This is a genomic window from Cohnella kolymensis (assembly GCF_000829465.1).
In the GTDB taxonomy this organism is placed as follows: domain Bacteria; phylum Bacillota; class Bacilli; order Paenibacillales; family Paenibacillaceae; genus Cohnella; species Cohnella kolymensis.
Window position 1 is genome coordinate 37243 of the sequence record NZ_JXAL01000016.1, and the last position, 20690, is coordinate 57932.

22 protein-coding genes, 5 tRNA genes and 1 pseudogene are annotated in these 20690 nt (G+C 47.0%); 23 read left to right on the forward strand and 5 right to left on the reverse strand.

What is annotated here, in order from left to right:
• Nucleotides 1-51: 51 nt before the first annotated feature.
• Together cmpA and SD71_RS10075 are read right to left on the reverse strand one after the other, a co-directional pair.
• Nucleotides 52-192 carry a cortex morphogenetic protein CmpA gene (cmpA, locus tag SD71_RS23560; protein ID WP_152619408.1) on the reverse strand — a complete coding sequence of 47 codons (141 nt, stop codon included), beginning with the start codon at nucleotides 190-192 and terminating at the stop codon, nucleotides 52-54.
• 87 nt (nucleotides 193-279) lie between these two features.
• Nucleotides 280-636: a hypothetical protein gene (locus tag SD71_RS10075; protein WP_041062297.1), complete on the reverse strand. Its 357-nt coding sequence runs from the start codon at nucleotides 634-636 to the stop codon at nucleotides 280-282.
• Nucleotides 637-757: 121 nt separating this feature from the next.
• Here SD71_RS10075 and SD71_RS10080 point away from each other — a divergent pair, with 121 nt between their 5' ends.
• The 6 genes from SD71_RS10080 (at nucleotide 758) to SD71_RS10110 (ending at nucleotide 2024) form a co-directional block, all read left to right on the forward strand.
• Entirely contained in the window at nucleotides 758-1222 is a 465-nt protein-coding gene (locus tag SD71_RS10080) for a SprT family protein (RefSeq protein ID WP_041062299.1), read from the forward strand.
• Between the two features lie 132 nt (nucleotides 1223-1354).
• A tRNA-Asn gene (locus SD71_RS10085) sits at nucleotides 1355-1430 on the forward strand.
• A 1-nt stretch (nucleotide 1431) separates the two neighbouring features.
• A tRNA-Ser gene (locus SD71_RS10090) sits at nucleotides 1432-1522 on the forward strand.
• A 211-nt stretch (nucleotides 1523-1733) separates the two neighbouring features.
• Nucleotides 1734-1808 (forward strand) — tRNA-Glu (locus SD71_RS10100).
• A 5-nt stretch (nucleotides 1809-1813) separates the two neighbouring features.
• Nucleotides 1814-1889 (forward strand) — tRNA-Lys (locus SD71_RS10105).
• A gap of 49 nt (nucleotides 1890-1938) precedes the next feature.
• Nucleotides 1939-2024 (forward strand) — tRNA-Leu (locus SD71_RS10110).
• Between the two features lie 433 nt (nucleotides 2025-2457).
• On the opposite strand, the gene SD71_RS10115 is transcribed toward SD71_RS10110, so the two are convergent.
• On the reverse strand, nucleotides 2458-3432 hold the full coding sequence (locus SD71_RS10115) for a DMT family transporter (RefSeq protein ID WP_041062303.1): 975 nt from the start codon (nucleotides 3430-3432) through the stop codon (nucleotides 2458-2460).
• Between the two features lie 152 nt (nucleotides 3433-3584).
• Here SD71_RS10115 and SD71_RS10120 point away from each other — a divergent pair, with 152 nt between their 5' ends.
• The 13 genes and pseudogenes from SD71_RS10120 to SD71_RS22170 all read left to right on the forward strand — a co-directional run bounded on the left by SD71_RS10120 (nucleotide 3585) and on the right by SD71_RS22170 (nucleotide 13561).
• The gene (locus SD71_RS10120; protein ID WP_041062305.1) at nucleotides 3585-4463 is read left to right on the forward strand and encodes a LysR family transcriptional regulator; all 879 of its coding nucleotides are present in this window, start codon (nucleotides 3585-3587) and stop codon (nucleotides 4461-4463) included.
• An 82-nt stretch (nucleotides 4464-4545) separates the two neighbouring features.
• On the forward strand, nucleotides 4546-5523 hold the full coding sequence (locus SD71_RS10125) for a sigma-54 interaction domain-containing protein (RefSeq protein WP_052476128.1): 978 nt from the start codon (nucleotides 4546-4548) through the stop codon (nucleotides 5521-5523).
• A gap of 154 nt (nucleotides 5524-5677) precedes the next feature.
• Nucleotides 5678-6808: an ABC transporter substrate-binding protein gene (locus SD71_RS10130; RefSeq protein WP_041062307.1), complete on the forward strand. Its 1131-nt coding sequence runs from the start codon at nucleotides 5678-5680 to the stop codon at nucleotides 6806-6808.
• 55 nt (nucleotides 6809-6863) lie between these two features.
• Complete coding sequence (locus SD71_RS10135; RefSeq protein ID WP_041062309.1) at nucleotides 6864-7736, forward strand: branched-chain amino acid ABC transporter permease; 873 nt, start codon at nucleotides 6864-6866, stop codon at nucleotides 7734-7736.
• Nucleotides 7737-7744: 8 nt separating this feature from the next.
• The gene (locus SD71_RS24870; protein WP_052476129.1) at nucleotides 7745-7948 is read left to right on the forward strand and encodes a hypothetical protein; all 204 of its coding nucleotides are present in this window, start codon (nucleotides 7745-7747) and stop codon (nucleotides 7946-7948) included.
• Nucleotides 7945-8763, forward strand: a complete 819-nt coding sequence (locus SD71_RS10140) for a branched-chain amino acid ABC transporter permease (RefSeq protein ID WP_235427080.1) — start codon at nucleotides 7945-7947, stop codon at nucleotides 8761-8763. Before SD71_RS24870 ends, SD71_RS10140 begins: the two co-directional genes overlap by 4 nt.
• Nucleotides 8705-9469: an ABC transporter ATP-binding protein gene (locus SD71_RS10145; protein ID WP_041062311.1), complete on the forward strand. Its 765-nt coding sequence runs from the start codon at nucleotides 8705-8707 to the stop codon at nucleotides 9467-9469. The genes SD71_RS10140 and SD71_RS10145 overlap by 59 nt, the downstream gene beginning before the upstream one ends.
• Nucleotides 9470-9471: 2 nt before the next feature.
• Entirely contained in the window at nucleotides 9472-10452 is a 981-nt protein-coding gene (locus SD71_RS10150) for an agmatinase family protein (protein ID WP_041062313.1), read from the forward strand.
• The gene (locus tag SD71_RS10155; protein ID WP_041062315.1) at nucleotides 10439-11146 is read left to right on the forward strand and encodes an ABC transporter ATP-binding protein; all 708 of its coding nucleotides are present in this window, start codon (nucleotides 10439-10441) and stop codon (nucleotides 11144-11146) included. The genes SD71_RS10150 and SD71_RS10155 overlap by 14 nt, the downstream gene beginning before the upstream one ends.
• Nucleotides 11147-11158: 12 nt before the next feature.
• On the forward strand, nucleotides 11159-11677 hold the full coding sequence (locus SD71_RS10160; protein ID WP_041062317.1) for an L-2-amino-thiazoline-4-carboxylic acid hydrolase: 519 nt from the start codon (nucleotides 11159-11161) through the stop codon (nucleotides 11675-11677).
• 44 nt (nucleotides 11678-11721) lie between these two features.
• Nucleotides 11722-12961, forward strand: a pseudogene (locus SD71_RS10165) (hydantoinase/carbamoylase family amidase).
• 11 nt (nucleotides 12962-12972) lie between these two features.
• Nucleotides 12973-13179 carry a hypothetical protein gene (locus SD71_RS22165; RefSeq protein WP_052476131.1) on the forward strand — a complete coding sequence of 69 codons (207 nt, stop codon included), beginning with the start codon at nucleotides 12973-12975 and terminating at the stop codon, nucleotides 13177-13179.
• Nucleotides 13180-13186: 7 nt separating this feature from the next.
• On the forward strand, nucleotides 13187-13561 hold the full coding sequence (locus tag SD71_RS22170; RefSeq protein WP_052476132.1) for a membrane protein: 375 nt from the start codon (nucleotides 13187-13189) through the stop codon (nucleotides 13559-13561).
• A gap of 23 nt (nucleotides 13562-13584) precedes the next feature.
• Here SD71_RS22170 and proC read toward each other — a convergent pair whose 3' ends face one another.
• Together proC and SD71_RS10180 are read right to left on the reverse strand one after the other, a co-directional pair.
• Entirely contained in the window at nucleotides 13585-14412 is an 828-nt protein-coding gene (gene proC / locus SD71_RS10175) for a pyrroline-5-carboxylate reductase (RefSeq protein ID WP_041062319.1), read from the reverse strand.
• A 689-nt stretch (nucleotides 14413-15101) separates the two neighbouring features.
• Entirely contained in the window at nucleotides 15102-15713 is a 612-nt protein-coding gene (locus tag SD71_RS10180) for a TetR/AcrR family transcriptional regulator (protein ID WP_041062321.1), read from the reverse strand.
• Nucleotides 15714-16204: 491 nt separating this feature from the next.
• On the opposite strand from SD71_RS10180, the gene SD71_RS10185 reads away from it, so the two are divergent.
• The 4 genes from SD71_RS10185 to SD71_RS10200 all read left to right on the forward strand — a co-directional run bounded on the left by SD71_RS10185 (nucleotide 16205) and on the right by SD71_RS10200 (nucleotide 20623).
• Nucleotides 16205-16711 (forward strand): RNA polymerase sigma factor, encoded by a 507-nt coding sequence (locus SD71_RS10185; protein ID WP_041062323.1) that lies wholly within the window; start codon nucleotides 16205-16207, stop codon nucleotides 16709-16711.
• The gene (locus tag SD71_RS10190) at nucleotides 16712-18187 is read left to right on the forward strand and encodes a DUF4179 domain-containing protein (RefSeq protein WP_041062324.1); all 1476 of its coding nucleotides are present in this window, start codon (nucleotides 16712-16714) and stop codon (nucleotides 18185-18187) included.
• An 88-nt stretch (nucleotides 18188-18275) separates the two neighbouring features.
• A complete protein-coding gene (locus SD71_RS10195) occupies nucleotides 18276-19472 on the forward strand; it encodes an MBOAT family O-acyltransferase (RefSeq protein ID WP_041062326.1) in 1197 nt (398 codons plus the stop codon).
• Nucleotides 19473-19486: 14 nt separating this feature from the next.
• A complete protein-coding gene (locus tag SD71_RS10200) occupies nucleotides 19487-20623 on the forward strand; it encodes a hypothetical protein (RefSeq protein WP_041062329.1) in 1137 nt (378 codons plus the stop codon).
• Nucleotides 20624-20690 lie beyond the last annotated feature (67 nt).

Sequence of the window (20690 nt, forward strand, 5' to 3'; positions counted from 1 at the left end):
AAAAGACCGATTCCTGCCGCCTCGCGGCGGTGGGTCGGTCTTTTAGCTTTATCAATGCTGAACCCCAGCGGTGTCTTTGGATTTCTCCGGTCGTGCTCGATAATAAAACCAGCAATCGTTCAGCAGACGAATTTGCCGGCGATCTTTTTTCTGGAACGCGGACATCAATTGATGGCAAAGCCATTGCGGCACAGAAATCGCCTCCCTCCGATTCCAGATCTGTATTACTAACATATGGAACTGGGCGAATGTCCGTGCAGGTCCGATTCACACGGTTACTTACAGCAAGCCCTCTTCTTCGTACCATTGCTCCAGCTGTGCTTGCAGTGCGCGAATTTCCGTAAGAAGCGAGATCAGCGGGTAGGAATTTTCACGAATGGCGGAGAATGATTGCTCAAGCTGATTAATATATTCAAGGCCGTTCGTCGGTGACCGGGTGTCATCGAGGAGCTCGACTGTGCGGCATTCTGCTACTGCTTTGGGAAGCTTAGGCACGTTGTCCGCAGTCAGCTTGGACAGTTCCTTGTGCAGTCTAAGATTAAGCGCGCTCAATTGATACGCATGTGAAGCGGGCATTTGGACGAACTCCAGACGTCCATCGTCAGACTGCATGAGAATATAAGCCATTTCCGGCATAATGCGGCGTTCCCCCCTCATCCATTTCTACTTGACAGTGTAGCCCAACCCCAGTCTACAATTCAAGTAGGACCAAGCCGCGGACGGTCGTGAATCTCCGGATGAAAGGAAGGGGATCGTAGTGGACAATCAAGAACTTCAGCAGTGGGTGGAACAGGTCTCTGCCCGGGATTTCGGCAGGCCGTTCCTGCACCGGGCAACCTTCAACGGACGGCTCAGGACAACCGGCGGACGTTATTTTACCAAAACCCATAATATCGAGATCAGCCCTCACCAGCTGGAAGTGCACGGCAAGGAAGAGACGGAAGCGATTATCAAGCATGAGCTTTGCCATTATCATTTGCACTTGCAGGGGAAAGGATACCAGCATCGTGATCAGGACTTCAAGTCACTTCTTGTACAGGTAGGCGCGACGCGCCATTGCAGTCCGCTGCCCGGTGCCGCTCGCCGGTTGCCGGTGCGCTATTTGCTGGTATGTGACGCATGCGGCATGGAGTACCCGCGCAAACGCCGGGTTGATCCCCGCAAGTATGCTTGCGGCCGCTGCAGGGGACGTCTGAAGCTGTACCAAACTAAGCCGCAATGAGGGTTATATGCATGTTATTTTACAATCATACCGGCATCATCTGGAACATATTACCCTAAGCTAAAAACGGGCTTTCAAGGCTTGACTTCACTTTTGAATCATGTTAAATTTATTCTTGTCGCTTTTGAATATTCCCTGATAGCTCAGTTGGTAGAGCACTCGACTGTTAATCGAGTTGTCACAGGTTCGAGTCCTGTTCGGGGAGCCATGGAGAGATACCCAAGTGGCTATAAGGGGCTCCTCTGCTAAGGGAGTAGACGTGTCATGCGTGCGAGGGTTCGAATCCCTCTCTCTCCGCCACTCAACCAAAAACGACTATGGAAGGGCCTCATCGGCGTTTGCGCTGGTGGCTCTTTTTTCATGAAAAGGGCCAATACACCGATATTCAGTGCCTGATTTTACCTTAAATAATATTGCCGAATTATGCTTGCCTTCAGTCCGGTATTCAGATATAATCAGTCTTGTCGTCTGAAACGGGTTATCGTTGAATTCCGGAATCGCAAGCCCGAATGGCCCGTTGGTCAAGTGGTTAAGACACCTCCCTTTCACGGAGGTAACAGGGGTTCGAGTCCCCTACGGGTCACCACTCGCGAGCCATTAGCTCAGTTGGTAGAGCACCTGACTTTTAATCAGGGTGTCGAAGGTTCGAGTCCTTCATGGCTCACCAGGTTTATTTGATCCGGAAGGCGTGAAACCTTCGGACGACATTCATATATGCGGTCGTGGCGGAATGGCAGACGCACCAGCTTGAGGGGCTGGCGGGAGCAATCTCGTGGAGGTTCGAGTCCTCTCGACCGCACCATACTTAACAAATGACGAAACCCTTGCGGAGCAAGGGTTTTTTGAGTTTTTCTTTTATTGGCCGTAAATGTTTAAAAAAGGCTAGTGATGAAGAATGGGGACTTTTTGGGAAATCTATAATACCAGTGTATTTATTCGTTAGTCGGGCACTTCAGCCTAATGCCAGGACTTTTGTAGGGCACTTTGAAGAGGTTAGAAAACAGAAATGAATTGATGATAATGAAAATAAAAAGCATGACATTACTCGAGTTTGATCGATTAACTCAGCAAGGATCTTGGAAACTGCCGTGGAGGTTCGCGTCATTTCGACCGCACCATACATACAAATTAAAGGGTTTTGCAACTCACGACTTAGTGGGCTCTTTTTGCTTAGTAAAAACCACTCTTTCGCGGTTTTGTTAGCCGTACAAGAGGTGGTTTTTCGCTATTGATTTTTAACTTTGTTTTAGAGGGTGCGGTCGGCGTAGAGGTACTGTACCATCAGCTTTATTCACAAGGTTTTTGCTGCTGGAGCGCATGATGGCAGTTCCACCAAATATTAGTACAGCGCTTAGGAGGGTTGACGGAGAGGCAGCGGTTCCCAGCCAGACCCATTGCGCCGCAGCCGCAAAAATGGGCTGAGGGTATAAGGTCAAAGATGAAGCGATGCCGGCCGGCAGACGCTTGAGTCCATAGCCGTTAAGGACATAACCCAACAGACTGACAAGAAACACGATGAAAGCCAACTCGGCCCAATCAATCGGTTGAAAATAAGACAGTGATAAAACGGCTGCTTGAATTCCTCCTACAAAAGGGGCAATCATCCATAAACCGATTGTCCCGACGACGGACGTAGCCATAAGTACATCCCGGAAAGGCAGGGTTTGGAATAACTTTCGAGATGACGCCGTATACACGGCAAATGCGGCGGAGCTAATAAGTCCATAAACAATTCCGCGGGTCGATGCGGCTTCACTCCATTGATCAATGATAAGAACGGCTGCCCCCAGCAATGAAACCAGCATACCGACCCAAGTTTTGCTCGGGATTCTTTCGTTAAAGCAGTACCTTTCTATAAGCGTGGCAAAAAAAGGTGATATACTGACCAGCATAAGAACGGTAACGGGTGTGAGCAACATCAGCGATTTGTAAAAGAAAACCGGAAACAGAATGGAAAAGCACAACCCTGAAATCACTATTTGTAAGAATATTGTTTTACTCCGCCTCAGGATGAAGCCAAGATTCGAATACCATGGCAGGAAAAACAGCGCGAACGCCGTAAATCTTAAAAGCGTCAATGGAAACGGTTCGATACGATCGCCGATAGATTTTCCAAAGACTCCGTGTAGTCCCCAAATGGCGGAAACGAATAAAAGAGCGGCAAAAGCCAGTGAATTTTCGGATGTCCATTTGTTTGATTTTATATTCATTGCCTTCCCTCCAAGCAGCAAACACATTTACTCTCGCAAATTTAGCAATCTCTTGGACTTAAGTTTAAGAAGCGTCTTATCATAAGTAAAATGAATGTTTATAATGGGTATGTTGAATAAATTTAATGTAATGAGTCGCTGGAGGTTTCTGTGTGACAATTGCAAAATTCGAAGTATTCAATACGGTCATTGAACTCGGGAGCCTCACAAAGGCAGCCGAGGCGCTTCATCTAACGCAATCGGGTGTCAGCCATGCGATTGCGAGTCTCGAAACGGAAATGGGATTTCCGCTACTGATACGAGGCCGTTCCGGAATCAGCCTCACCTGCGATGGGGAAAGGATTTTGAAATATATTCGGGATATTCTTCAGAAGAACGAACAGATCAAACAGGAAGCCGCTATCATTAAGGGTCTGGAAATCGGGACGGTGCGCGTCGGCACGTTCCCGAGTGTATCCATCCAATGGCTTCCCGGTATATTGAAGGAGTTTCAGGCTCAGCATCCATCTATTGAAATAAGGCTCTTGGAAGGGAATTATGATGAGGTCGAACGGTGGATTTTGAACGGCGATGTCGATTTCGGCTTTATATCGTTACCAACTGCGGCCCCCTTCGAGACGATTCCGCTAAAGAAAGACAGGATGCTCTGCATCATGCCCCAGGGACATGCGCTGAGCGAAAAACAGACGATTCGTATCGAAGACATCTGTGAAGAATCGTTTATCATGCCTAAGGACGGATGTGACAATGACGTTCGCAGAATGTTTAGAGAGGCTGGGGTAAAACCGAATATCCGGTTCGAAATGGCGCTTGACCAAGCCATCATTGCCATGGTCGCAAACGGGCTCGGCGTCAGCATTCTACCAGAGATGATTTTAGCGGGTACGGCGAATCATGTTCATATGGCAAGCTTCGATCAGGACAGCTACCGTTCCTTGGCTCTGGCATCCGTATCTTTCAAACAGATGTCACCAGCCTCCAAACGGTTTATCGGATGTGTGAAGGCGTGGGTGGTAGACCTACTTCAATAAAAAAAGCTTTGCAAAAAAACAATATGATTTGCAGAAATGCAAAGTTCGGATTTTTAATTAGATTAATGAAGGGGGGATTACGTTGTCAGCGCATCGGAACAGCGATTATTCAGAGTTTGAATTTACTAAAGCAAAAGCGGTCCAACTGCTTTATGAGCAAGTCGATCAAGTGGCCCAGTTTGATTCGAATGTGCTGGTTCTCGGGGAATCCGGAGTGGGAAAAGAAGTTGTTGTACAAAGGATTCATGAAAAGAGTCCGCGCCGGAACGGACCGTTTGTTAGGATCAACTGCGGGGCTATTCCTGAGAATTTGATGGAATCAGAAATGTTCGGATATGCGGAGGGAGTTTTTTCGGGAGTCAAACATCAGGGAAAACTCGGGCTCATTTCGTTGGCCAACCGCGGGACTCTTTTCTTGGATGAAATCGCTGAGTTGACGCTCCCGATCCAAGGCAAGCTGCTGCGCGTCATACAGGAAAGGCATTTTTATCCGATTGACTCAGTGGAGGCGATTACAGTAGATATCCGGGTGATTACGGCCACCAGCCGGAATTTGCGCAGCCTGATTGAAAGCGGCAAATTTCGCGAAGAGTTGTATCACCGATTGAATGTAGTGCCCATTAAGGTACCGTCATTGCGGGAACGCAGAGAAGATATTCCCGGATTTATTGATTTTTTTGTTAATTATTTAAACAGGAAGTATTCGAAAAGAAAAATAATCAGCGCCAGTGTCGTAAACGTGCTTATGCAGTATCAATGGCCGGGAAATATTCGTGAATTGAAAAATTTGGTGGAGCGTCTCGTCGTGACAAGCAGAGAGAATCTTATCGATATCTATGATATTCCGCCGGAGATCTTGGACAGCATCGAAGAAAACCGGACCAAGCCGGAACAAGCGCAACGCAGTTTAAGGGAAATGCTGGAAGGATATGAGTACGATATTATCAAAGAGGCAGTCCGACGCCACAAGACACTTCTTAGCACCAGCACCGAACTCGGAATCGATGTTTCTACCCTCTCAAGAAAATGTAAGAAGTACAATATTAAGCTGCAAGGTTGATTGCCAAGATTCGACGTTTTGCAAAAATGCAAAGCGTCTTTATAGTGGAAAAATCGACTAGTTTACAACATGTTTTTATATATGTTAAAAAAGATTACATCTACTACTGAAAGCTGTGTAGGCGGTTGATCAAAAAGGGGAGGCAAGCAGCAGCATGAAAAAAGGCTTAAAGCTATTGGCGGCGATTTCAGTTGCGGCATTTGCAATTACGGGATGCTCAGCAAACTCGGGCGGAGGCAGCTCCGACACATTGAAGATCGGGCTGGCGGCACCGCTTAGCGGAGCTTCCGCACAAGACGGCGAATCTATTAAAAAAGGTGTCGAACTTGCAATTAAATTAGCAAACGACGCCGGCGGAATCGACGGCAAGCAACTCTCTCTTACCGCATTAGACGACAAAGGCGATCCGAAAGAAGCTACCAACGTTGCGAACAAATTGGCATCTGACAAGTCGGTGCTCGCAGTTGTAGGCCACTTCAACAGCAGCGCGACGTTGGCCGGCGCACCGGTTTATAACAGAAACAAAATTGTTGAAGTGTCTCCAGGTTCAAGTTCACCGAAAGTCACGGATGCCGGGGATTATACTTTCCGTGTCATCACGACTGATGCTTTCCAAGGCGAATTTGTCGCAAAATGGACGAAAGAAGAAGGCCTTAATAAAGTTGCGATCCTCTACGAACAAACCGATTACGGTGTAGGACTTGCGGATGTTTACCAAAAGGCGGCTGAAGCAAACGGAATTCAAATCGTTGCCTCCGAGGCGTATACCGCCGGTCAAACCAAGGACTTTGCTTCCGTATTAACCAAAATCAAAGAAAAGCAACCAAATGCTATTTTCATAGGCGGTCTGTACAATGAAGCTGCATTGATCGCGAAGCAAGCCAAACAGCAAGGCATACAGGTTCCTTTCCTTGGCGTGGATGCATTGTTCTCCGATGCGCTGATCAAATTGGGCGGTGACGCGGTTGAAGGCTTCCTGATCCCGGGATTCTTTAATCCCAATAGCGATGCAGCAGAAACCAAGAAGTTTGTTGACGCCTACAAGGCGGCTCACAATTCCGATCCAGGAACATACGCAGCTTACGCGTTTGATGCGACGAACATCATCATTGAAAGCATCAAGAAAAACGGTGCGGACCGTGAAAAAATTCAGCAGTACATGAGCAGTTTGAAAGGCTTTAAAGGCGCAACCGGCGTTAACGATTTCGATGAAAAAGGCGACGTACTGAAGAACCCTGAAAAATTAATCGTCAAAGACGGGAAGTTCCAGCCTTATAAAAAGTGATTTTTTCGGGCAAGGGTTAACGACCTTTGCCCGAAATTGTTGAAAGGAGACATCTATGTTCTCGCAGCAAATTGTGAACGGTTTAACGATCGGGATGATCTACGCGCTTATTGCTATCGGGTATACAATGGTTTACGGAATTTTAAAAATCGTAAACTTCGCTCACGGAGATATATTCATGATGGGCAGCTTCTTCGGCTTAATCCTGATCAGGAATGCAGGCCTTCCGTTCGTGGCGGCTTTTGCTGCTGCGGCTGTTTTAACGGCCCTACTGGGGATCATTGTGGAACGTTTTGCTTATCGGAGGCTTCGATTTGCGGATCGGATCGTCCCCCTCATCAGCGCGATGGGAGTGTCGATCTTCTTGGCCAACTTGGCCCAGAAACTGTGGGGTTCTGAGGTACATACTTTTCCTCAGGTTATTCAAATCAAAACTTATTCGATTGGAAGCGTGACGTTTTCAACCATTCAAATCCTTATCGTTACATTGTCGATCATCGCCATGATAGCTTTGCATTTGTTTGTTCATAAAACAAAAATCGGCACAGCCATGCGCGCCACTTCGATCAGCATCACGAATGCCTCATTAATGGGCATCAACACGAATTTCATTATTATGCTTACCTTCGCGATCGGTTCGGCATTAGCGGCAGCGGCAGGTATTTTAGTAGGAATTTACTACGATGCCGTTTATCCGACGATGGGTTATACAGCAGGCCTCAAAGCGTTTACTGCGGCCGTACTGGGCGGCATCGGAAGCATTCCGGGTGCGATGGTGGGCGGACTTTTGCTGGGTGTTACCGAGAATTTGGGCAGCGCTTATATCGCTTCCAAATTCCAGGATATCATTGCATTTGCTATTTTGATCTTGGTTTTAATAGTGAGACCTACGGGTATTCTTGGCAAAAAAGAAATCAAAAAAGTGTAGGTGGAACCATGAAATCCAAAAAGGTCTTAGCATTACTTACAGCAATTCTGCTGATCGCTCTGCCTTTCTTGTTTCAAGGTCTGGGCAGCGGGGATTTTTTGATGCGGATTGCCGTCATGATCGGTATTTATATCATTTTGACGCTAAGCTTGAATATAATCGTCGCTACGCCGGGCAGTTTGCTCTGGGACACGCCGCCTTTTACGGGATAGGCGCTTATACCGCCGCAATTCTAATGGTAAATTACGAACTTTCCTTTTGGCTGGCGCTGCCTGCAGCGGCTATCGTCAGCGGTTTCTTCGGTTTCCTGCTCGGAACTCCCGTGATGCGTCTCAAAGGTGATTATCTCGGGATCGTAACTCTCGGATTCGGGGAAATCGTACGTCTGATCTTCGTCAATTGGATTGATCTTACAAACGGGCCTATGGGCATTCCTGCGATACCCTCACCTTCAGTCGGCGGATATACGCTGACTTCGAATAGTGATTTTTATTATCTCGTCCTTGTCATCACAGTCGTAAGTGTATTTATTATCCGCCGAATCGTTCAGTCCGGCTTCGGCCTGAATTTGCTTACCGTCCGCGAGGATGAAATCGCGGCTGAATCGATTGGGATTCGTCCGACCCGATACAAGTTATTGGCCTTCACCATCGGGGCACTGTTTGCCGGCGTTGCAGGTGCGCTGTTCGCGGTCACTGCGATGTTCGTCAGCCCTGACTCATTCCAATACGTAGAGTCGGTGAACATTCTGGCGATGGTGGTTTTGGGTGGGACAGGAAGTATTGCAGGTTCGGTCTTAGGTGCCACTATCCTTACGGTAGCTCCGGAGATTCTACGATTTATCAGCGATTACCGGATGATCCTGCTTGGTCTAGTTATCGTCCTTATGATGGTATATAAACCGTCAGGTTTCTGGGGTGAAAGCAAACGGAAACGGAATTTCTTCGGTAAGACGGGAGGTTATCAAGATGGAAATCTTACGGCTGGAGGGAGTTACGGTCAAGTTCGGGGGACTGGTCGCGGTTAACAAAGTTGACCTTCACATGGATCAAGGCGAAATTCTTGCTTTGATCGGTCCGAACGGCGCCGGTAAAACGACCTTATTCAATCTCTTAACCGGTATCTATTCCCCGACCTCGGGTACTGTTTTCTATAAGCAGCAGCCGGTCAATAAGCTGAAGCCATACGAACGTGTGGATCTAGGCATTGCCCGAACGTTCCAGAACATACGTCTCATTAAAAATATGACGGTTCTAGAGAACGTTTTGGTGGCTCATAAAGGCTGCAATTCTGAGTCGGTATGGCGGTCCATGTTTTTAACGAGCAAAACCAAACAACAGCGTCAAAACGTTGTGGCTGATTGCATGGAAGTATTGAAGATCGTCGGGTTGGATTCTAAAATCGATGAGCTAGCCGGAAATCTTCCTTACGGGGAACAAAGGCTGCTGGAAATCGCCCGCGCTATGGCGACGAAATGCCGGTTGCTCTTGCTGGATGAGCCGGCAGCCGGTATGAATTCACAAGAAAAAAAGCAGTTGGTTGACGTCATTCGCAACCTGTCAAAAACATACAACGTTGAAATTTTGATCATCGAGCATGACATAAGGATGGTCATGAGCATTGCCGACCGGGTCGTCGTCTTAGAGCATGGCGAGAAAATCGCTGAGGGTATCGGCCCGGAAGTACAGAACAATCCAAAAGTCATCAAAGCCTACTTAGGGGAGGACATATAGTCATGAGCAGCAAAAACATCTACGGTAACACACCTTGTTTCCTGGGAGCCAAAAACATCAGCGCAGATAAAAACACCGAGGGCCTGGACGTAGCGGTATACGGCGTACCGTGGGAAGGTGCTGTTACTTGGGGTGATTATACGGGTTGCGAATTGGGTCCTAAGGTCATGCGTCTTGTAAGTGCGAGATATACCGGTTACCTGCCGGAAATCGACCATTTGGACGTATTTGAACATATGAAGCTGGGTGATATGGGTGACGTCGATATCGTCCCTGCGGATGTAGAAGAGACGATGCGACGCATTGAGAACTTCGCTTCCGAGGTGTGGGATTCTGGTAAGTTTGCAGTAGCCCTGGGTGGAGATCACGGAATTACGTTTCCGATTGTGAAAGCCTTGGCACAAAAGACGGACGGCGAAGTGGGAATCATTCACTTGGACACGCATTACGACAACAAACCGAACTTCGCCGGTGATAAATTCGCCCGCTGCTCGCCGTTTGCCCGCTTGTACGAGCAAGAAGGTGTGAGAAGTGAGTCCATCGTTCACGCAGGGATCCACGGCCCAAGAAACCATCCGGACAACGGCCGATTGGCCAACTCCGTAGGCGCCACAACGATCACCGTTCGAGATATCCGCAAGAACGGCAACCTTCAGGCGCTCGCTAAACAAATGCACGACATTGCAAGCAAAGGCACGAAAGCTGTATACCTCAGCATTTGTTCCGACGTCATGGACTATGCCTTCAACCCGGGTGGACCTGCTGACGGCAACGGTTTAAGCTCCTATGAACTTCTCGAATTGGTCTATGAAATTTGTAAGCTGGGCGTGGCGGGAATGGACTTCGTGGAGATTTATCCGCAGCACGACGCGAACAAATTCTCCGCTCATATCGCTTCGACCATTGTGCTTTATGCTTTAGCAGGTGTCATCCATCATCGCGAGAATGCAAGGATGGGAGAAAAGGAATATGTTAAAAATTGAGGGATTAACGATCCATTATGGCGTTATCCCGGCGGTAAAAGAATTAAATATTGATATCCCGCAAGGAAAGGTGGTCTGTCTGATCGGAACCAATGGTTCCGGCAAGACGACTACCCTTCGGGGGATTTCCGGGATTATTAAGCCCAAATCAGGCCGCATATTGTTCGAAGGAAAAGACTTGAGCAGGCTCGATTCTCACGAAATCGTTCGAATGGGAATATCTCAAGTTCCGGAAGGGCGCGGAGTATTCGCCGACCTGACGGTGCTGGAGAACCTGAAGCTCGGCGCCTTTATCCGCAAGGATAAGCAGGCGATTAATAAAGATTTGGAAGAGGTTTTCGCTCTTTTTCCACGATTAAATGAACGTAAACACCAGCAATCAGGTACACTAAGCGGCGGTGAACAGCAGATGCTGGCGATGGGGCGCGCGCTAATGGCAAGGCCTAAGTTATTGCTGCTTGATGAACCCTCGATGGGGCTCGCTCCGATTATCGTAAAGGAAATCTTTAAAATCATCAAAAGAATTAACGATGAAGGGACCACCGTCCTGCTTGTAGAGCAAAACGCCAATATGGCTCTGTCGGTAGCGCATCACGGCTATGTGTTGGAAACCGGAGAGATTGTCGCGCAAGGAACTGCCGATGAACTGCAGAATAATGATATGATCCGTAGAATTTATCTAGGAATCCACTAAGGAGGTATTGCTATGGAACCGAAGGAGAAGCTTGAGCCGGTCTCGACGCATGCCATAATGGCGAAGCTCTTTGCTCATGTAGCCAAAGCAGTGGTGGACCGCTTCGGAGAAGAAGGCAGGGCAGCAGTGAAGGAGGGTGTACGGACATTTGGCGAAGAACGCGGACGAGACATCGCCCGGCGTGCAGCCCTTGTCGGTGAGCCGAATGGGATCGAAAACTACTTGCCCAACTATGATCTGGGTCGTTCTGATCTATTCGAATACGAAACTCTGATACATCCAAAAGAAATCGAACAAACGTTCACCAAGTGTGCTTTTGCGGAGCAATGGAAGAAAGACGGCATGGAAGACGTCGGAATCATGTACTGCGAGATGATCGATCCTGCAATTGCCCGGGGCTTTAACCCCAATTTTGAGGTTATTCACGATCAATACATCCTCAAAGAGGGTACATGTCATTTCCGGTTTCAAATGAAAGATGATAAAGAAGAAAATAAGGAAGAAACTAAAAAAGAAAACAAGCAAAAATGAGAGGCGTTCGCCTCTTATTTTTCTAGGGAAAAGCGGTGAGTGAGATGGCGGTTCAAGGATCGCGGCTGTGGCAGCGGATAATGCGGCTTGCGCAGATTGGCGCGCAGGAGAGCGGTGGGATCAGCCGGCTATCGTTTACCTCTGAAGAGAGAAAAGCGAAAGACTTGACAGCTGAATATATGAAGGAAGCAGGACTTGAGGTTCGAGAAGATGCCGCGGGTAATCTAATCGGGCGTAAAGAGTGGAACAACTCACAGTTATCGCCGATTGTCATTGGTTCTCACATCGACACGGTGGTGCAGGGCGGTAAGTTTGACGGCGCTCTCGGCGTGCTTGCCGGCATTGAAGCGGTTCAGTCGATCGTCGAGCAAGGACTGACGCTGAAACACCCGGTTGAAGTTGTGGCATTCACAGATGAAGAAGGTGCCCGATTTGGGTTTGGGATGATCGGAAGCAGAGCAATGGCGGGAACGCTTAACGAAGAGGATCTGAGCTGCAGGGATTCGGAAGGGGTATCCATCAGAGAAGCGATGCTTGCCGCCGGCCTCGAGCCGGCCTTAATCGCTGGCGCCAAGGCACCCGGAATTCATGCCTATTTGGAGCTGCATATCGAACAAGGCCAGGTGCTGGAGTCAGCGTCTTTACCGGCGGGCATTGTGACTGGAATCGCGGGTCCACTCTGGATGAAGGTCAAATTAAAGGGCCAAGCGGGGCACGCGGGCGCTGCTCCGATGCGGTTTCGCAAGGATGCACTAGCCGCGGCGGCGGCAGTAATCGTCCGTATTGAGGACATTGCTCGATCTTATCCCGTTGCAGTGGCTACGGTCGGCAAGCTTCAGTTGCTTCCCGGGGGGATTAATATTATTCCTTCTGATGTAGAGTTCTCCATAGACTTAAGGGATATTGATGCGAATATACGTGACGAAGCGGAGGCAAAGATTCGCGCCGCCATTGCTGAAATCTGTGTGCCAAGGGGAATAACCTGGGAGTTGGAAGACTTTCAGAGGGTTCCCCCTGTTCCTTGCTCGAAACAGGTGCAATCTATCGTTGCGAAGGCCTGCGTCTTGGCCGGCATCGAACCTCTGTATTTGCCCAGCGGTGCAGGACATGATGCCATGCAGTTCCGGGAAGTTTGCCCGATCGGCATGATTTTTGTCCGTTCCGAGCTAGGGATCAGCCACAATCCTAAAGAGTGGAGCAGTTTTTGAGGATTGTGAAAAAGGTGCGCAACTTTTGTATCATACTGTATTGCTTCTGGATCAAGAGTATCAGATCGATCAATAAGGGGAGTAGTCGTGCGTCATCTGTTGTCTTTTGTGTTCTTTATGGCTGGACTGTTCACCATTGCCGTGGGCAGTGTCTGCATGATCATGGCGGGAATAGGCCTGCCGCCGTGGGACGTGCTGCATACCGGTTTGACGAAAACCTGGGGCCTGACCTTCGGGATCTGGTCGCAAATCAGGTACCGTATTGAACATGTTTTTTATTGGTTATTGGATTGATCGGCTCATGGAATGGGAGTGGATTCCGCACTTTGCATCCTTCCCTGTATCGCTCACCCAATTTATGCTTGGGGTTGCGTTGACCGGCTGCGGAATCGGCATGTATCTGTCAATCGGCTGGGGCGCCGGTCCGCGGGACGGCTTTACGCTTGCTTTTGCCGCCTTGTTCCGCGCTCGATTCGGAGTCATTCGCACGATAATAGAACTCTCAGTTTTGGGAGCAGGCGTATGGCTTGGAGGACCTGTGTTTATAGGTACAATCCTGTTTTCCGTAACGATCGGGTATTTTTGCGATATTTTTTATTTCATTTTGGAAAAAAAACTCATGACCGCGTTTACACCAGATTCGGCCGGATCAAAAAAAATGGATGTCGAGCTGTAAAAGCTCGCATCCATTTTTATTATTTACGAGAATTTCTTTCCAAGTTCAGCCGCTCTTCTTGCCGCGGCCTGCACGCATAACCGAATCGCATCCTCAAACCCTCGGGATTGAAGCACATCCAGACCGGCGAGCGTTGTTCCGCCGGGGGAACAGATTTCCACTCGCAGCTTGGAGGGCTCTTTACCCGATTGAATCAGCATATTAGCGGCTCCCAGCATCGTGTGCTGCACAAGCTCCGTGGCGAACCTTTCGTCCAAACCGACATCGCGTGCCCCAGCCAGCATGGCCTCTACAAAATAATAAAAGAATGCCGGTCCGCTGCCGGAAACAGCTGTTAATGAATCGATCTTCCCCTCCTCCACCTGAAACACCTTTCCGATGGATTCGAAAATCTGCGAGGCGGTCTCAAAATGTATAGCCTCAGCAGCAGCGCCGCCGCATAAACCTGTTACCGATTGGCCGATGGCCGCCGAGGTATTGGGCATGCTGCGAATCACGGGCGCATCATGCCCGAGTAGAGCAGAGATACGGTCAGTGGTCACACCTGCGGCTACAGAGATAATTAACTGTCCGCTATGCGTGAATGCCCGGATTTCTTCCAGCGTAGCTGCAGTGTCCTTAGGCTTCATGGCAAGCATCAATATATCCGCGTGTTTTATGAATTCGGATTTTCGCGAGGCATCAGCCTGTACTCCATACTTTTGGCTCAATTCGTGCAACCGGCTTTCATTTGAACGGTTAGTAACCGAGAGAAACTCAGAATTCACTACGCCTTTTCTAATTAAACCGGATAAAATGGCTTCTGCCATCGCTCCAGCGCCAATGAAGCAAATTCTCTTGTTGATCAACATATGCCGTTTAACCCCTTTGCAATTTGTAAACCCATTATACCAGAGTCATATTTATTTTGATGACACTCTGCAAATCGGAATTAATATCCATTGAGGTTTACGACAGGTATGCGGTTACTATTAAAGCCAGTGATTAATAACTTGCCATGATGTCCTGGAAAAGAAAAACAAGCTTCAATTTCAGCAGATCATTGTAGTCCTTTAAATCGACCTGTCATTTCCACAAATCGATGCATTTTGTCGCGTGGAATCTACTGGAATAGGTAAGCGTTGTTTCTGCCGGGAATAATTACACTAACTTTAATCGTATCTACGATTTCTGCATCAACGTCTTTCTCCATCTCCATATGATTTCCTTATCTCCCCGATGGGGACAGTTTGGGAACAAATGGGGACATATAAGATCCAACTCAATCCCAATCAATCGCAAAGACGCCATGGAAAAAGCGCACTGTATCAGCATTCTTCGTATACAAACCCACCAGAAAAGACACTGTCACCCAGCTTGAGGGGCTGGCGGGAGCAATCTCGTGGAGGTTCGAGTCCTCTCGACCGCACCATACTTGAGGGGACATTAAGGACACCGATACGGCCAGTTTGTCGCTTGCCATTTGTATGCATAAGATACGCCTTTCGTGGGTGACGACCATAGAGTAAAGAAACCACCGAAATCTTGAAGGTGGTTGCTTTTACTGATTCAAAATGTAGCGGAATACCATCGTTTCCATGTCATTGAGGATGGACTTGTACTCCGTTTCCTCGCCACCAAGCATAAAATGAACCGCAAGCCCGTCTCGGACGGACCAGAACAGTTCAGCAGCCGACCTTGCGTCAAGATCTGGCTTAAATTCCCCGCTGCGTTTGCCTTCCTCAATGATACCTTGGATCAATGACAACGCTTTGCTCATCTGTACGGATAATAAATTTGTTAATTCTGGTTGGCGTCCGGCGTAGATTGTAAATTCCATTTGAAAAGGCAGCCACTTGCGCAGTTCATCAAGCGATTGCCTGTAAAACTTTGCAAACAAATGACGAAGCTTATCCGCCGCGCTTGGTATCTCTTGAAACTGCTCGGTGAGTGTTTCCACCATGCCGTTCATTCGGGTGTCAGCCATTTGTATATACATTTCTTCTTTGCTGGAGAAGTAATTATAAATCAAACCTTTGCTCATTCCCAGATGGCGTACGATATCGTCAATGGTTGTAGCCTGGTAGCCCTTTTCAGTAAAGCAATGTAAGGCCCCCTCCAAAATAACGGCTCTTTTCTCTTCCTTATATGCATTGGAAACTTTAGGTGACATCTCGTTCTCTCCTCAAATCTAGTTACGGCGCACTACTTCAGCAGACTATAGAACTGTACCGAATCCAACCGTTTCATCACTTCAGTGATAAATATGATCATCTGCTCAAAGTTTATGAAAACGGATGAACTTAAAATGTACTTGCAATATCACTATTATTTTATCATAATATATAAAACTGAACAGTCAGTTTAATAAAAAGCCTCCAAACTGCACAGCTTAAAGCGGCATTGGAACAGGTACGCGAACAAGAATTGCTGCGCTTATTGCATCAGAGTATCTGAAAACGCTTTAGAGTAGTATTTTCTACTGGTTTGTGCCAATTGCACCTAGACGCTTACCTCTCGGTGCTTTTCTTGTTTCTTGTGGGCCGGGTATCCAGGGTGATTGGCTAGTTTCAAAAATAAAAGTTTAACCGTTAAAGCCAAATGTCAATTTAAATCATCTAATGATTGATAGCGATTATAGAGATAAAGAAGGTGTCGGTATCGATGAGCGATGAGGAACTAATCCGGAAAGCACAAAAAGGAGACTTTCACAGCTTTGAAGTGGTCGTAATGAAACTGAAAGACAGGGCCTACCGTATTGCTTATTCCTATTTAAGAAATGAATCCAATAGTATGGATGCAGTTAGCGATGCGGTAGTAAAAGCGTTGCTGAATATTAAAAAACTAAGGGAACCCAAGTTCTTCTCGACATGGTTCATGCGCATTGTGATCAATGAAAGTAAAATTCAACTCCGAAAACGTCAAACGACAATTGACATCGCTGATTCATTATACATACCTGGAACGAAAGATACCTCCGCTGAAGTGATGGATTTGGAGCAGACATTGAGCAATTTACCCCCGATTGAGAGACTGATCATACAGATGAAATATTATCTGGGTTATTCTTTCGAGGAAATAGCGGATATGACGGAAATGCCGCTTGGAACGGTTAAAACAAAACTTTATACCACTCTGCGCCAATTGCGAGTCAAGCTGGAGGTGAAATAAATGGCAGCTCAGGGAAATGAATTCAACGAAGAGGACATGGACCTGTTATTCGAGCAGACGCTTGGACACCGCATGGATGACAATCAAACGGTTGTTCCATCCGAGCTGGGTGACCGGATTCGTTCCGTCATCCGAAGCACAGCAGACCGACAGAGGAAAAATAGACGTTGGCAGCTGAGTATCTCCAGTTCTATAGCCGCGGCAGTCATTCTCCTGGCTGTTATAGTGATTTCTCCTACACTGTCAGCATTCGCGAAGCAGTGGCTCGGCCTGCAGGTACCCGTCAGTTGGAAAACATTGTTCGCCGAATACAGCGGAATTCAAGATGCGCAGGTTAACAACTATCGGCCGATACCTCCGGTCACTGTTCAGAAAGACGGTATATCGATCACATTGGAGAATATTTACTTGGAAGAGGAGAGACTTGTTTTCTATGCAGCAATTAACGGTGCAGTGGAAAAGCAAAGAGGATATAGAATTGCTTCATCCGACTTTCAACACGCCGGTTGGCGTATGAGTAACACGACCTTGAAAGATGAACATGGAAAGAAAATTGATGTGGCACAAATCGTCCAGACTTTAGATCCTGCTGAAGTACAGGAATTTCTGAAGACAAAGCCTGATCATCTGAATTTTGAAGTTATGGAAACTCCAACTTCGGAGGGTGAAAGGGAGCATCATTTTATGGACATTCAAGTTCCTTTCGATGGTTCGTCATTCCTGAAATCAAAGCGAATTGCTCTGGATAATGAGCTTACTATAGAGAAAACGGTCTCGGTGGAATTGAATGAATTAACAGTTTCGCCTACGGAGATGAAGCTTAATTACACCCTGCAAAGATCTGAGGGAATGGAAATCATGATCGATAAGTACGGCTCGGAAGAAAATCCTTATATCGTGGATAAGAATGGTGACGTCTATGCGTCCAAATCGACGGGCGGTCATAGAATCGACGGTGATCGAAACGAACTCACGTTTCATCCTTCCGTTTATTTCAAATCCGGGGATGAGGCGGAGCTTCATATCGATAAAGTATGGATTACGGATAAGAACGACCGTTTATCCTTTGACCTTTCGCTGAAGGATCAGAAGACTTTTCCGCAAACCATACAATTTCACAATCACAAAATAACGATCATGGGCAGTCGTTATGAGAACGGCCATCTCTACTTGGATATCAATAAGGCCCAGCCGGAGGCAAAGGAATTGCGGCCCTGGAAAATGGAGTTCGGCAACTATATTCTAAAAATGAACGAAGATCCCGAGTTGTTCAAACTCTATCAAGAGAAATATAAAGTATACTCCGGCCAGGCATATGGCAGATCTTATCTGAAGATCGATTCAAAGGGAAAAGAAGTTCCCGGTGTTTATCAAGTGATGATTATGGCGCCGGAACAAGATAAATATACACTGAATATTTACAGGTATGAGGATGCAGTTATCGTAAACAAGGTCATTCCAATAACCGTTCCTTAAACGCTGTTATAAGTGCACGCGCCCGGATGTGCTTGTTCGGGCTTCTTTTGTCATACCTAATTATCCTTATACATAGGTGGCTCAAACCATGTTTTATTCCGATTGGCTATATTGGTTGTTCATTGCGTTCGTTTGCTCATCGTATTATTTGCTGCCGGGAAAAATTCGACCTCTACTCATTGTTGCGGCAGGTGCCAATTTCTATGGCTATTACGCGGGTCCTTTATTGATGCTTTTAATTACTGAGGCTTGCCTGATCGGTTGGGCTGCAGCTTTCATCTCGCGCCGCACAAAGCGGTGGTTTTTTGCCGGTGTAATAGCTGGCGCGGCTTTGGTTCTCATCTATTACAAATATAATGAGTTACTTCTTCAACCGGTTTTAAATCTCTTCTCGTTTTTTAACAAACCCTATTTGCCTCGGGCGGATCAGGTCGTACTCCCGCTTGGCATATCCTATTTCACATTCGAACTGATTCATTATCTGGTCGAGAAGAAAAAGGAGAATCTGCCCGAGCATCGCTTCACCGATTTCCTGGCGTTCGTTTTCTTTTTCCCTACATTATTCGCAGGCCCGATTAAACAATTTGAAAAGTATTTTCCACAGCTCCGTTCCCGATTCGAATGGGCGAATATGCGGTCGGGTTTGGTACTCATCGCAACCGGTCTTTTTAAAAAGCTGGTCTTAGCCGGCACACTTGATATCCTTGCACAGCCGCTATATGCGAAAGAGGGGATGGCCGCAGAACAAACGCTTATGCTCTGGGCGGCTTTGGTCGCTTATACTTTTGTGATTTACTTCGATTTTTCCGGATATTCGGATATTGCCATTGGAACCGCCAGATTGTTTGGCATTGTTCTGCCGCCCAACTTCCGTAATCCATATTTGAGTCGCAACATCGCAGAATTTTGGAACCGTTGGCATGTTTCACTTGGAGCCTGGCTCACCAAATACATCTATTTTCCGCTAGGCGGCAGCAGGCTTGCAGAGCATCGGACTTACATAAATCTCATGCTCACGATGACAGTGTCAGGTTTATGGCATGGGGCGGCTTGGCATTTTGTTGTATGGGGTATGTTTCACGGGGCCATGTTGTGCATTTACCGCTTTTATGTCAAACGGCTGAAGGGTCGAAGCTCGATTCCATTTTTATCTCCTGCTTTCACAGCTTTAGCTGTTGTATTCACGTTTTTTTGTGTGACGATCAGCCGTATCTTTTTCGTAATGCCGATTTCGGAGGGTTGGAAGTTTTCATTAAAATTACTCGGTCTGGAAAACTCGATATAGGAGTGATTATTTCATTGGCAACTTTAGTCTATCTAAAAAGTAAATTTGTTCTTAGCTTCTTGATTGCTGCCATAGGAATCACGATCATCAATTCACTTGCGGTACCTATTGCATCGGATATGAAGGAGTATGTCGCTTCCTATGCCGACAAGGAACTGCGAGTGCCGCCATATGATTCAATCGTGTATACACCATTGTGGGTCGAACATCTTCAAAGCGATCTGGACGGTCAAAAACCTGTAATCGGATTCTTTGGCTCATCGACGGTGTACGGCACAACAGTGATGAAGAGTGCCAATACATCGGCCGGAGTATTCCAATCTCATCTTAAGGACCATCGGGTTTTGAACTTGGGTCTTAGCGGTGCGCGTTTTACCGATACTTACGCCCTTGTCGAATCCATGATATACGATGTAGATGTTGTTGTTTTTGAAATTAATTACGGCATGACGGTTGTGAGCGAGAACGAGCCGGAACCCGTCGCCTATCCGACTTTGATCGGGAAGCTCGGACACTCGATTCCAAGGGAGTGGCTAAAGTCTTTTCCGGATAAAAATGAAAATTCACTGCCAAGCCGAGCGCACGGATGGGTGGCGTCTAATCTTATGAATCATTTTACTTTGTACAGAGAGCGGGACGTACTAAGCTATCATTTTTTCAAAACCCGAACACCGAAAGAAAAGTTTAGGAGGGAATACGATAAGAAAAAAGGTAAACTGACCCCGTACGACCCGATGTATAAACCGTATGACAAGATGTCAACAGAAAGCAAACAGCGGATCGATAAAGGATTCCACACTTTATATCATTGGAATAAGCCCTTTTCTGAACAGGACAGCTTTGGCCTTTTTATGATCGTTAAGACACTTGAGTTAATCCGGAAGCATAACAAGAAAGCGATTTTCTATTCGGCACCGCTGGACTATGAGTTGATAAACAACCGTAAAATGCTTAATTGGAATGATTATGAGCGTGTCATGAGCGCTTATCGGAAACGAGTGGAAGAAGCCGGGTATCCATTTATCGAGTTCAATAATCGGAAGAATGTCATCCCGCACCGTCTCTACCGGGACCCCACACATTTAACTGACGAGGGAAACAAACAGTTCGGAGAAATTCTATTTCAAAAAACTATAACTTTACTGGAGTGAGAGTATGCTCAACAAAGTTCGCCAGGTATTGCTCAGTATTATAGTGACTTTGGGTTATTCAATGCTT